At 69.1% G+C, this 12409-nt stretch carries 10 protein-coding genes and 1 tRNA gene; 4 read left to right on the forward strand and 7 right to left on the reverse strand.

The window, feature by feature from the left end; translation table 11 throughout:
- Nucleotides 1-46: 46 nt before the first annotated feature.
- From AB2L57_RS14070 to AB2L57_RS14085, 4 genes are all read left to right on the forward strand, one after another.
- On the forward strand, nucleotides 47-2605 hold the full coding sequence (locus AB2L57_RS14070) for a penicillin-binding protein (RefSeq protein WP_292813048.1): 2559 nt from the start codon (nucleotides 47-49) through the stop codon (nucleotides 2603-2605).
- Complete coding sequence (locus AB2L57_RS14075; protein WP_292813050.1) at nucleotides 2602-3540, forward strand: metallophosphoesterase; 939 nt, start codon at nucleotides 2602-2604, stop codon at nucleotides 3538-3540. Before AB2L57_RS14070 ends, AB2L57_RS14075 begins: the two co-directional genes overlap by 4 nt.
- A 54-nt stretch (nucleotides 3541-3594) precedes the next feature.
- Nucleotides 3595-3668, forward strand: a tRNA-Pro gene (locus tag AB2L57_RS14080).
- Nucleotides 3669-3743: 75 nt separating this feature from the next.
- The gene (locus tag AB2L57_RS14085) at nucleotides 3744-4520 is read left to right on the forward strand and encodes an HAD-IIB family hydrolase (RefSeq protein ID WP_292813052.1); all 777 of its coding nucleotides are present in this window, start codon (nucleotides 3744-3746) and stop codon (nucleotides 4518-4520) included.
- Between the two features lie 15 nt (nucleotides 4521-4535).
- Here AB2L57_RS14085 and AB2L57_RS14090 read toward each other — a convergent pair whose 3' ends face one another.
- From AB2L57_RS14090 to AB2L57_RS14120, 7 genes are all read right to left on the reverse strand, one after another.
- On the reverse strand, nucleotides 4536-5795 hold the full coding sequence (locus tag AB2L57_RS14090) for an alpha-hydroxy-acid oxidizing protein (protein ID WP_409047385.1): 1260 nt from the start codon (nucleotides 5793-5795) through the stop codon (nucleotides 4536-4538).
- Nucleotides 5796-5834: 39 nt separating this feature from the next.
- Complete coding sequence (locus AB2L57_RS14095) at nucleotides 5835-6551, reverse strand: FadR/GntR family transcriptional regulator (protein WP_409047386.1); 717 nt, start codon at nucleotides 6549-6551, stop codon at nucleotides 5835-5837.
- Between the two features lie 65 nt (nucleotides 6552-6616).
- Nucleotides 6617-7636, reverse strand: coding sequence for a UDP-glucose 4-epimerase GalE (gene galE / locus AB2L57_RS14100; RefSeq protein WP_292811525.1), 1020 nt, complete (start codon nucleotides 7634-7636; stop codon nucleotides 6617-6619).
- A gap of 32 nt (nucleotides 7637-7668) precedes the next feature.
- Nucleotides 7669-8337 (reverse strand): thymidine kinase, encoded by a 669-nt coding sequence (locus AB2L57_RS14105; RefSeq protein ID WP_292811527.1) that lies wholly within the window; start codon nucleotides 8335-8337, stop codon nucleotides 7669-7671.
- 42 nt (nucleotides 8338-8379) lie between these two features.
- Entirely contained in the window at nucleotides 8380-9813 is a 1434-nt protein-coding gene (gene mqo / locus AB2L57_RS14110) for a malate dehydrogenase (quinone) (protein WP_409048633.1), read from the reverse strand.
- 110 nt (nucleotides 9814-9923) lie between these two features.
- Nucleotides 9924-11000, reverse strand: coding sequence for an aspartate-semialdehyde dehydrogenase (locus AB2L57_RS14115; protein WP_409047387.1), 1077 nt, complete (start codon nucleotides 10998-11000; stop codon nucleotides 9924-9926).
- Between the two features lie 69 nt (nucleotides 11001-11069).
- A complete protein-coding gene (locus AB2L57_RS14120; protein WP_292811535.1) occupies nucleotides 11070-12356 on the reverse strand; it encodes an aspartate kinase in 1287 nt (428 codons plus the stop codon).
- Nucleotides 12357-12409 lie beyond the last annotated feature (53 nt).

Genomic DNA, 12409 nt, shown 5'->3' on the forward strand with positions numbered 1-12409 from the left:
GCCGCGTTTCGGGCATCGCTCAGGTAACTCCCTTAGCATTCACCCTATGCCTGATAAGAAACGGACGGCTACGGGCGTGCTCGGCGGTATCGCCGGCCTCGTAGGCCTCAGCGCAGTCGCCGGTCTTCTTGTGACCGCCACCGTCACGCCGGCCATCGCCGTATCGGGCGCCGCGGCCTCCAGCGCCATCTCGATGTTCGACAACATGCCGAGCTATCTCGACATCGACGAGCTCATGCAGCCGACCGAGATCTACGCCACGCAGAACGATGGCAGCGAGGTGATGCTGGCCCGCTTCTACGACCAGAACCGCGTGCCGGTCACCTACGACCAGATCAATCAGGTCGTCTTCGACGCGATCCTCTCCAGCGAAGATCCGCGCTACTACGACCACGGCGGCGTCGACCTGATCGGCACGACCCGCGCCGTCATCAGCAACGCCCAGGGCGGGGCCACCCAGGGCGGCTCGTCGATCTCGCAGCAGTACGTCAAGAACGTGCTCGTGCAGCGCTGCGAGCGCGACGCGCCCTCGCAGGAGGAGCTCGCCAACTGCTGGGTCGAGGCGACGACGGCCTCCGGCATGGAGGGCATCGAGCGCAAGCTGCAGGAGATGCGCTATGCGATCGCCCTCGAGCAGAGATATTCCAAGAACGACATCCTTCTCGGGTACCTCAACATCGCCAACTTCGGCGGCACCACCTACGGCATCGAAGCCGCCGCCCAGCGCTATTTCGGCACGTCGGCGATGAACCTGTCGCTGTCGCAGGCGGCGACCCTGGCCGGCATGGTGCAGAACCCCAACACGTTCCGCATCGACCAACGCGACCGCGAATCCAACGGCGAAGCGAACGGCTACGCCCTCACCCTCGACCGCCGCAACTACGTGCTCGGCCGCATGCTCGATGAGGGAAAGATCACGCAGGAGCAGCACGACGCCGCCCACGCGGAGCCGATCACCCCCAACATCGTCGAGTCGACGCAGGGCTGTCAGACCGCGGGCGGCTCGGCGTACTACTGCGACTACGTGCGCACGATCGTGGAGAACGACGAGGCCTTCGGCGCCACCCCCGAGGAGCGGGAGCGCACCCTGCGCCGTGGTGGCCTGAAGATCTACACCTCGCTCGACCTCGATCTGCAGAACGCGGCCGAGCAGGCGATCTCGATCGTTCCGGCGACGCACCCGAACATCGACCTCGGCTCGACGGGGATCCAGCTCGAGGTCTCGACGGGCCGCGTGCTGTCGATGGTGCAGAACCGCCAGTACACGCAGGATGCCGATCTCGCGAATTCGGATCCCGCGTACACCTCGGTCAACTACAACACGCGACACGTCAACGGCGGGTCCAACGGCTTCCTGCCGGGCTCCACCTACAAGGTCTTCACGCTGATCAACTGGCTCGAGCACGGGCACTCCGTCAACGAGGTCATCAACGGCCGGCAGCGCTCGTTCAACGTGCTGACCGACTGCGACGGCGGCACGCAGCGCATCGCCTCGAACCAGATCAAGAACTTCCAGGGCGTCGGCGGATACAACGGCAGCCCGATGCGGTTCACGGCGGACTCGCTCAACACCGGCTTCCTCGCGATGAGCGAGCAGGTCAGCGTCTGCGACACCAACCGCCTCGCCGAGCGCATGGGCGTCGAGCTCGCCAGCGGCGGCTCTGTGACCGACACCAACTACGTCTACGACATCCTCGGCTCGAAGAACATCGCCCCGATCGACATGGCCGCCGCGTACGCGACGATCGCGAACAACGGCGTGTACTGCGAGCCCAAGGCCATCGATCGTGTGACCGACGCCGACGGCAACGACATGCCCGAGCTCGTTCCCGAGACCACCTGCAACCGCGTCATCGACGAGTCCGTCGCCGCGACCACCGCCTACGCGCTCGAGGGCGTCATCAACGGCGGCTCGGCCGGCTCCTCACGCGTCGGCGACGGCGTGCCGGTGTTCGGCAAGACGGGTATCCACGAGCAGATCCACACCTGGATGGACGGCGCCAGCTCGAAGGTCGCCACGGTCGTCTGGGTCGGCAACGTCACGGGCGAGGCGCGCCTCGACCGCAACTCGGCGAACGGCCGCGCCCTGTGGACGATCCGGCACTCGATCTGGCCCGACATGATGGGCGCCGCGAACGCCAAGTACGGCGGCGACGACTTCCCCACTCCCGACCCCAACCTCACCCGTCAGGTGCTCATCGACCTGCCGAACGTGATCGGGCAGTCGGTCGACCAGGCTCGCAGCACGCTCGAGGCCGCCGGCTTCACGGTCAACGTGGGCGACCCGATCGACAGCGCGCAGCCCGAGGGCACGATCGCGAGCCAGAACCCGGGTGCGGGTCGCGTGTCCGGCGCCACGACGGTGACGATCTCGCCGAGCAACGGCCAAGGCACGACGGTCCCGTCGGGTCTGGTCGGCCAGAACCCGGATGCCGCGGCAGGCGCCGTCCGTTCGGCGGGCTTCAGCAACGTGCAGGAGCAGTGCACCGAGAGCGAGGACGCGCCCGAGCAGGGCACGGTGACCTCCGTGTCGCCCGGCGAGGGCTCCGACGTGAATCGCGGGACGACCGTGACGCTGAGCACCGAACGACGCGACTGCTCGTGACGCGCGCATCGCGCCTCGGGGCGGGCGCGTTCGCGGTCGCCGGCATCGCGGGGGCAACGGCCCTCGTGTGGGGCACGGCGATCGAGCGGTACGTCTACACGCTGCGCCGCGCCGAGCTGGCGATCCTGCCGGCCGGTGCGGCACCCGTGCGGGTGCTGCACCTCTCCGACATCCACATGGCGCCCTGGCAGCGCCGCAAGCAGCGGTGGATCGCCTCCCTCGTAGGCCTTCGACCCGACCTGATCATCAACACCGGCGACAACCTCGGACACGCCGAGGGCCTGGCGGGGGTGCGTGCGGCGCTCGAGCCCTTCGCCGGCACGCCGGGCGTCTTCGTCCACGGCTCCAACGACATGCTCGGCCCCGCTCCGCGAAACCCCTTCCGATACTTCCTGGGTCCCTCGGGGCGTCGCCCGCAGGCCGAGAAGCTCGATACGGCAGCGATGGAGCGCTTCTTCGTCGACGAGCTCGGCTGGCACGATCTGAACAACCGGGTCGCGCATCTTCGGGTCGGCGGCGCGACGATCCGAGCCATCGGCACCGGCGACGCGCATCACAAGCACGACGACCTCGACGCCCTCGACGCCGTGGCGGCGCAGGCGCGCGACTCGGGGGATGCCGCATCCTCCGCGCTCACGATCGGCGTGACGCACGCGCCCTATCGCCGCATCCTGGATGCCCTGCTCGCCCGCGACGCCGATGCACTGTTCGCCGGCCACACCCACGGCGGTCAGGTGCGCGTGCCCGGGTACGGCGCACTCGTGGCCAATTGCGACATCCCGCTGCGGCAGGCACGGGGGCTTTCGACGTGGACCTCCGGCGATCGCTCCGTGCCGCTGAACGTCAGCGCCGGCATCGGGCACTCCATCTACGCGCCCGTGCGCTTCGCCTGCCCGCCCGAAGCCACGCTGATCACCCTCACCGCGCGAGCCTGATGCGGGCGCGGTTCGGGGGCGGGCTGGAGTTCGGGTAGACTCGGAGGGTTGCCACGGGGTGTGGCGCAGCTTGGTAGCGCGCGTCGTTCGGGACGACGAGGCCGCAGGTTCAAATCCTGTCACCCCGACAGTGCAGAATGGGTCGACCACCGGTCGGCCCATTCTCGTCCCCGGGCCCGCCCGACCCCCGACGCTGGAGAGACATGACCGCCGCCCCTGCGCCCAAGCTCGTCGCCTTCGACCTCGACGACACGCTCGCTCCCTCGAAGAGCCCCATCCCCGACCGCATCGGCGAGCAGCTGATAGCCCTCGCCGAACGGGTCGAGGTCGCCGTCATCTCGGGCGGGCAGATCGTGCAGTTCCAGACGCAGGTGGTGGACCGTCTGCCCGAGGCACCGGCATCCACCCTCGTGCATGTGCACCTGATGCCCACGTGCGGCACGCAGTACTACCGGTTCGCGCAGGGTGGCGAGCTCGAGACCGTCTACGCGCACGCGCTCACCGACGACGAGAAGACCCGTGCGCTCACCGCCGTCGAGGAGGAGGCGCGACGTCTGGGTCTCTGGGAGAGCGAGACGTGGGGTGAGATCCTCGAGGATCGCGGCTCGCAGATCACCTTCTCCGCCCTCGGCCAGCGAGCCCCGCTGGAGGCGAAGGTGGCATGGGATCCGACGGGTGCGAAGAAGACGGCGCTGCGCGACGCGGTGGCCGCCCGCATCCCGGACCTCGAGGTACGCTCCGGCGGATCGACGTCGGTCGACATCACGCATCGCGGCATCGACAAGGCGTACGGCATGACCAAGCTGGCCGAGCAGACGGGCATCGCCCTCGGCGACATGCTGTTCGTCGGCGACCGCCTCGACGAGGCGGGCAACGACTACCCCGTGCTCGCGCTCGGCGTGCCCTGCCAGGCCGTCGAGGGCTGGGAGCAGACCGTCGTCTTTCTCGACGCGCTGATCCCGACCTTGCCGGCGCGCTGAAGCCGACCGCCTCACTCAGCCCGCGGCGACCCCGGCCACCTCGGGCGAGACCGGCACGAGGCGGGTGAGCTGGGTCACGTGCTGCGGGCCGAGCTCGTCGAGCGTGGCGACGCCCAGCAGCCGCATCGTGCGTTCGATCTCACTGCGCAGGATCGCGATGGTGCGGTCGACACCCTCGCGGCCGCCCGCCATGAGCCCGTAGAGGTAGGCCCGGCCGACGAGGGTGAACTTCGCTCCCAGTGCGATCGATGCGACGATGTCGGCGCCGTTCATGATCCCCGTATCGATCATGATCGTCGCGTCCTTGCCGACTTCGCGCACGACGTGCGGCAGCAGATGGAACGGGATCGGGGCGCGATCGAGCTGACGGCCGCCGTGGTTCGAGAGGACGATGCCGTCCACGCCGAGATCGACCAGGCGCGCGGCGTCCTCGACGTTCTGCACGCCCTTGATGACGATGGTGCCGGGCCAGATGTCGCGGATGACGGCCAGGTCGTCGTAGCTGATCGTCGGATCCATCGCGGCGTCGAGCAGCTCGCCCACCGTGCCTCCGGTGGAGGACAGCGAGGCGAACTCCAGCTTGGGTGTGGTGAGGAAGTCGAACCACCACCACGGCCGCGGGATCGCGTTGAGGATCGTCCCGATCGTCAGCTGGGGCGGGATCGAGAAGCCGTTGCGCTTGTCGCGCAGCCGCGCGCCGGCCACGGGCGTGTCCACCGTGAACATCAGCGTGTCGAAGCCGGCCGCCGCGGCCCGCCTCGCCAGCGCATACGAGACCTCGCGATCGCGCATGACGTACAGCTGGAACCAGTTGCGTCCGTCCGGATTCGCCGCCTTCACGTCCTCGATCGAGGTGGTGCCCAGCGTCGAGAGCGTGAACGGGATGCCGGCGGCCGCCGCCGCGGACGCTCCGGCCACCTCCCCCTCGGTCTGCATGAGCCGGGTGAAGCCGGTCGGTGCGATGCCGAACGGCAAGGCGCTCGGCCCGCCCAGGATGCTGGTGCTGGTGTCGACGTGCTCCGCGGGCCGGAGGATCGAGGGATGCAGCTCGATGTCCTCGAACGCGAGCCGGGCACGATTGAGCGAGAGCTCGCCCTCCGCGGCGCCGTCGGTGTAATCGAACGCCGCCTTCGGGGTGCGGCGCTTCGCGATCGCGCGCAGATCCGCGATCGTGAGCGCGGCATCCAGTCGGCGCTTGCGCCCGTTCAGTTCGGGCGCCTTGAACTTCATCAGCTCGAAGAGCTCGGCGGGGTTCGGGAGCTGGCGCGTGACCATGGTGGTTCCTCTCGGGGCGGCGTTCAGGATGCGGGGTGCTCAGCTGCGGGCCAACGCCGCGCCCGCGTAGTAGCCCGTGATGTGGTCGGAGATGCGACGGCGGGCGGTGGCGGCGTCTCCGCTCGCGACGGCGTCGAGGATGCCGCGGTGCTCGGCGCGCAGACGGGCGGCGGCGGCATCCCAGTCGGCGATACGCTCGGCGCCCTCGCGCACATAGGCCTCGATCGAGCTGCGCAGACCCCCCATCATCGCCGCCACGACCACGTTGCCCGAGGCCTCGGCGAGCGACAGATGGAACTGCGCGTCGAGCACAAGGAAGTCCGCCGCGGTCAGCCCCGGCCGATCCATCGCGTCGAGCGCGGCGAGCGCCACCGCGAGCGAACGATCGGGATCGGCGGCGAGGGATTCGACGACGGCGGTCTCGAGCAGCAGTCGCGTCTCGACGATGTCGTGCAGCGGAAAGCCCTGCGCGGCGACCTGCAGCCGCAGGAGGGCCGCCATGCCGCCCTGCGGGGTCGCGATGATGATCGCCCCGGCCGCGGGACCCGACCCCGTTCCGGTGCGCACGAGCCCCAGTACCTCGAGGACGCGCAAGGCCTCGCGCACACTCGATCGGCCCACGCCGAGGCTGGCGGCGAGCTCCCGCTCGGCGGGCAGACGGTCACCGGGAGCGAATCGTCCATCGATCAGGCCGCGCTCGATGTGCTCGAGCACGACCTCCCAGGCCTTGGGTGACTCCGGCGTCCTGTTCTGCATGCTGCTCCGCTGCTTGTGTGGTCAGGCCACGCTAGCGCGTGTGGTCTGACCACGCAACAGGCAGATCAGGCTCCCGCGTAGCCCGCGGGATTCTGCTGCTGCCAGTGCCAATAGTCGCGGCACGCGTCGTCGATGCCCAGCCGGGTCCTCCAGCCGAGATCGACCGCCGCCTTGGCGGGATCGCAGTAGGTCGCCGCGACGTCGCCGGGGCGGCGCGGGAGTGTCTGCTGCGGCAGCTCGCGCCCGACGGCCTTCTCGAACGCAGTGATCAGCTCGCGCACGCTCACCGGCACCCCCGTGCCCAGGTTGTACACGACGTGGCCCGGGCTGGCCTTCTCCAGCGCGGCGACGTGCCCCTCGGCCAGGTCCACGACGTGGATGTAGTCGCGCAGGCCCGTGCCGTCGGGGGTGTCGTAGTCGTCGCCGAAGACGCCGATGCGATCGAGCGCGCCGATGGCGACGCGCGAGACGAACGGCATCAGGTTGTTCGGGATGCCGGCGGGATCCTCGCCGATCAGGCCACTCGAGTGCGCGCCGACCGGATTGAAATACCGCAGCACCGTGACGTTGAGATCGGGGTTGACCCGGGCGACGTCCTCGAGTACGACCTCGTTCATGCGCTTGGATTTCGAGTAGGGATTGGATAGATCGACGCTCGTCGTCGACGTCTCGGTGAAGGGCAGATCGGCCGGGTCGGAGTACACCGTGCCGGTGCTCGAGAACACGAACGAGCGGATGCCGTGGGCAAGTCCCACCCGCAGCAATGCGAACGTGGTGCCCAGATTGTTCGCGTAGTAGTCGAGGGGCTTCTGCGTCGACTCCCCCACCGCCTTGAAGGCGGCGAAGTGGATGACCGCTTCGAAAGGCCCGTGCTGATCGAAGACATCCTCGACCACGGCATCGTCGCTCGCATCGCCCACCACGAGAGGTGCCGGCCGGCCCGTGATCCGCTCCACGCGCTCGGCGGCCGCCGCGTGCGTGCCCGAGAGATCATCGAGCAGGACGACCTCGTGGCCGGCATCGAGAAGGGCGACCGCGGTGTGGGCGCCGATGTATCCGGCACCGCCGGCAAGGAGTACACGCATGCCCTCCAGCCTACTCAGCCCGTCCGCGCCCCTCACGCGCCGGCGACCCCCAGCCGGCCCCCGGATTCCTCGAGGTAGCAGGCGCCGCAGAGGGATTCGTAGGTGACGAAGTGCTCGTCGCGCAGCGCTGCGGTCGCCGCGTCGATCGCGACCTGGTCGCCGTCGAAGACGAACCGCCCCGCCACCACGCGACCGTTGAAGACGGCCTTGCGGCCGCAGCGGCAGATCGTCTTGAGCTCTTCGAGGGCGTGCGCGATCTCGAGGAGCCGGCGCGAGCCCGGGAAGGCCGCTGTCAGGAAGTCGGTGCGGATGCCGTAGGCCAGGACCGGGATGTCCTCTTCGATCGCGATCCGGAAGAGATCATCGACGTGGCGAGGGAGGAGGAACTGCGCCTCGTCGACCAGGAGACACGCGACATCCGACACCCTCCCCTCCGGCAGGAGCTCATCGTCGGCCGCGTGCCTCACCCGCTCGCGATGCCGCTCGAACAGCGCGCGAGCGTCGTCGTCCGGACCGATGAGGAAGTCGACACGGCGTGAGACGCCGAGCCGCGACTCGACCTGATCGGCGCCCTTCGTGTCGATCGCGGGCTTCGCCAGCAGCACCCGCTGTCCGCGCTCCTCGTAGTTGAACGCGGCCTGCAGGAGGGCGGTCGACTTGCCCGAGTTCATCGCACCGTAGCGGAAGTACAGTTTGGCCACCGCCCGAGTCTACGAGCAGGCGACCTCTGTCACCGACGCGGCTCAGGCGCTGATCGAGAGTGCCTTCGCGGTCTCGGTCATCGACGCCCGAGCGGCCGCGGCATCCGGATTCAGAGTCGTGCCGTAGCTCGGGATGAGCTCCTTCAGGCGCGGCTGCCACTGCTCGATGCGGTCGGGGAAGCAGGTCTGGAGCAGGCCCAGCATGATCGACACGGCCGTCGAGGCCCCCGGCGATGCGCCGAGCAGCCCCGCGATCGAGCCGTCCTCGGCGGCGACCACCTCGGTGCCGAACTGGAGGACGCCGCCCTTCTTGGGGTCCTTCTTCATCACCTGTGCGCGTTGGCCCGCATCCAGCAGCTCCCAGTCCTCGTCCTGCGCGGTGGGCATGAAGGCACGCAGGCTCTCGACCTTGTCTTTGTGCGACTTCATCAGCTCACCGACGAGGTAGGTGATCAGCGAGGGGTTGTCGATGGCGACCTTGAGCATCGGCAGGATGTTGCCGGGGCGCACCTGGGTCACGATGTCGAGCATCGAGCCGTTCTTGAGGAACTTCGGGCTGAAGGTGGCGAACGGGCCGAACAGCAGCGAGGTCTCGCCGTCCACGACGCGGGTGTCGAGGTGGGGAACCGACATCGGCGGCGCCCCGACGGATGCCTGGGAGTACACCTTGGCGCGGTGCTGAGCGACGAGCGCGGGGTTGGATGTCTTCAGCCACTGGCCACCGATCGGGAACACTCCGTAGCCCGAGATCTCGGGGATGCGCGAGCGCTGCAGGAGCTTGAGCGCCCAGCCGCCCGCCCCCACGAAGACGAAGCGCGCCTTGATCTGTCCCGGCGTGCGGCCGATGGAGTCGCGGTAAGTCACGAGCCATGTGCCATCCGGCTGCCGCTTGAGCTTTCGCACCTCGCGGTTGGTGCGCACATCCGCTCCCCGTTCGCGGAGATCGTCGAAGAGCTGACGGGTGAGGGCCCCGAAGTCGACGTCGGTGCCGGCCGGCACCCGCGTCGCCGCGAACGGCTCGTCGCTCTTGCGCCGCTTCTTCATCAGCAGAGGCGCCCACTGGTGGATCACCCGCGAATCCTCGCTGTACTCGATGCCGGCGAACAGGGGCTGCTCGCGAAGGCTCTCGTAGCGCTTCTTGAGGTATGCGACGTCCTTCTCACCCCGCACGAAGGTCATGTGCGGCGTGGCATTGATGAAAGTGGAGGGGGCATCGAGCACCCCGCGCTCGACGAGCGAGGACCAGAACTGCCGGCTCTGCTGGAACTGCTCGTTGATCGCCACCGCCTTCGCCGGATCGACGGACCCGTCGGGGCCGGCGGGCATGTAGTTCAGCTCGCACAGCGCCGCGTGGCCCGTGCCGGCGTTGTTCCAGGCATTGGAGCTTTCGAGCGCGACATCGTGAAGGCGCTCGAAGACGGTGATCTTCCAGTCGGGCTGCAGCTCTGCGAGAAAGGTACCCAGGGTGGCGCTCATGATGCCGCCACCGATGAGTACGACGTCGACGGTTTCGGTCACCCGACCATCCTAGTTCGGCGCGCGACCGGCCCCGACCGCGCGCCGGGAGCGGAGCGGGCGGGCCGGGCTCAGGCCGCCGCGGTCGCGGCGAGCTTCGCCGCGACGAGTTCGGCGATCTGCACGGCGTTCAGCGCCGCACCCTTGCGCAGGTTGTCGTTGCTGATGAAGAACACCAGGCCGCGCCCCTCGGGGGCGGACTGGTCGGCGCGGATGCGGCCGACGAAGCTCGGGTCCTTGCCCGCGGCCTCGAGCGGAGTGGGAACCTCCTGCAGGGTCACCCCGGCAGCATACGCGAGGATCTCGCGCGCCCGGTCGGGGGTGATCTCACGGGAGAACTCGGCGTGGATCGAGAGCGAGTGCCCCGTGAACACGGGCACGCGCACGCATGTGCCCGCGACGCGGAGATCGGGCAGCTCGAGGATCTTGCGGCTCTCGTTGCGCAGCTTCTTCTCTTCGTCGGTCTCGTTGTCGCCGTCGTCGACGAGGTTTCCGGCGAAGGGGATGACGTCGAAGGCGATCGGGGCGACGTACTTCTCCGGCGCGGGGAAGTCGACGGCGGAGCCATCGTGCACCAGGCGCAGCGTGTCGCCCTGGGCGAGCACACCCTCGACCTGGCCGAGCAGCTCGTTGGCGCCCGCAAGGCCCGAGCCGCTGACGGCCTGATATGTGCTGACGATCAGGCGCTCGAGGCCCGCCTCGGCGTCGAGGGGCTTGAGCACGGGCATCGCCGCCATGGTCGTGCAGTTGGGGTTGGCGATGATGCCCTTGACGGCCCGCTCGATGGCGTGGGGGTTGACCTCGCTGACGACGAGGGGCACCTCGGCATCCATGCGCCACGCGCTGGAATTGTCGATCACCGTCGCACCGGCTTCGGCGAAGCGGGGTGCGTGCGCGCGGCTGCCGGTCGCGCCCGCCGAGAACAGCGCCACGTCGATGCCGGCCGGGTCGGCCGTCGCGACATCCTCGATCTCGATCTCGTGACCGCCGAAGTCGACCACCGTGCCGGCCGAGCGCGCGGTGGCGAACAGACGCAGCTCGCGGATCGGAAAGGAGCGCTCGATCAGGATCTCACGCATCACGGTGCCCACCTGGCCGGTGGCGCCCACGATGGCGACGGAGATTCCGGAGTCTGCGATACGGGTCATGGCGGTGCTTCCTCGGTTCGGGGGGATGCCGACGATCATACCGAGCGCGAAAGACCGCGCCCGCGCGGCTCAGCGGCCGGTGCCGGCGTGCACGGTGGCGTCGGTGTCGCCGTCGAGCCCGTAGGCGGTGTGGACGACGCGCGCGGCCTCGGCGAGATCGTCGGCTCGGACGACGACGGAGATGCGGATCTCGGACGTCGAGATCATCTCGATGTTGACACCCGCGATGCTGAGCGCCTCGAACAGCGTCGCCGACACACCCGAGTGGGTGCGCATGCCGGCGCCGACCACCGAGAGCTTGCCGATCTGGTCGTCGTGCACGAGGCTCTCGAAGCCCACCGATGCCTGCTCGGCGGCGAGCGCCTTGAGGGCCGTGGCCGCGTCGCCCTTGGGGAGCGTGAACGAGATGTCGGTGCGTCCCGTGGCCGCGGCGGAGACGTTCTGCACGATCATGTCGACGTTCGCACCGGAGCGCGCGACGATCTTGAAGATCTCGGCGGCCTTGCCGGGCACATCGGGCACGCCGATGACGGTGACCTTGGCCTGCCCGAGGTCGGTCGCGACACCCGCGACGATCGGCTCTTCCATGCCCTCTCCCTGCTTTCCGTGCGCCGCGCGGCGCGTCTCGTCGAGCACGAGCGTGCCCTCGCTCGAGCTGAAGGTCGACCGCGCGTGGATGAGCACGCCGTGGCGTCGGGCGTACTCGACCGCGCGGATGTAGAGCACCTTCGCCCCGTTGGCGGCGAGCTCGAGCATCTCCTCGCTCGAGACGACGTCGAGCTTGCGCGCCTTGGGCACGATGCGCGGATCTGCGGTGAAGATGCCGTCGACGTCGCTGTAGATCTCGCACACATCGGCCTCGAGCGCGGCGGCGAGCGCGACGGCGGTCGTGTCGGATCCCCCGCGCCCCAGCGTCGTGATGTCTCGGGTGTCGCGGTTGAAGCCCTGGAAGCCGGCGACGATGACGATCGCGCCCTCATCGAGCGCCTCGCGCAGCCGGATCGGGGTGACATCGACGATGCGGGCGGCGCCGTGCGTGGCATCCGTGATCATTCCGGCCTGGCTGCCGGTGAAAGAGCGCGCCTCGAAGCCCATGGAGTGGATTGCCATGGCCAAGAGCGCCATCGAGATGCGCTCGCCGCTGGAGAGCAGCATGTCGAGCTCGCGCGGGGCGGGGATCGGCGCGACCTGGTTCGCCAGATCGAGCAGCTCGTCGGTCGTGTCGCCCATCGCGCTGACGGCGACGACGACGTCGTTGCCCGCACGGCGCGAATCGACGATGCGCTTGGCGACACGCTTGATGCTCTCGGCGTCGGCGACCGATGAGCCGCCGTATTTCTGCACGACCAACGCCACGATGGATTCTCCCGGTTGTGGGCGGCCGATCGGTGCGTGTGCCGCCCGTGCCA

It is taken from the genome of Microbacterium sp. HA-8 (assembly GCF_046111165.1).
GTDB lineage: Bacteria > Actinomycetota > Actinomycetes > Actinomycetales > Microbacteriaceae > Microbacterium.

What these genes read in the sequence shown, in the direction of transcription:
- AB2L57_RS14070 (WP_292813048.1), top strand. Translation starts at nt 47, where the DNA reads ATGCCTGATAAGAAACGGACGGCTACGGGCGTGCTCGGCGGTATCGCC.
- AB2L57_RS14085 (WP_292813052.1), top strand. Translation starts at nt 3,744, where the DNA reads ATGACCGCCGCCCCTGCGCCCAAGCTCGTCGCCTTCGACCTCGACGAC.
- AB2L57_RS14090 (WP_409047385.1), bottom strand. Translation starts at nt 5,795, where the DNA reads ATGGTCACGCGCCAGCTCCCGAACCCCGCCGAGCTCTTCGAGCTGATG.
- AB2L57_RS14095 (WP_409047386.1), bottom strand. Translation starts at nt 6,551, where the DNA reads ATGCAGAACAGGACGCCGGAGTCACCCAAGGCCTGGGAGGTCGTGCTC.
- galE (WP_292811525.1), bottom strand. Translation starts at nt 7,636, where the DNA reads ATGCGTGTACTCCTTGCCGGCGGTGCCGGATACATCGGCGCCCACACC.
- mqo (WP_409048633.1), bottom strand. Translation starts at nt 9,813, where the DNA reads ATGAGCGCCACCCTGGGTACCTTTCTCGCAGAGCTGCAGCCCGACTGG.
- AB2L57_RS14115 (WP_409047387.1), bottom strand. Translation starts at nt 11,000, where the DNA reads ATGACCCGTATCGCAGACTCCGGAATCTCCGTCGCCATCGTGGGCGCC.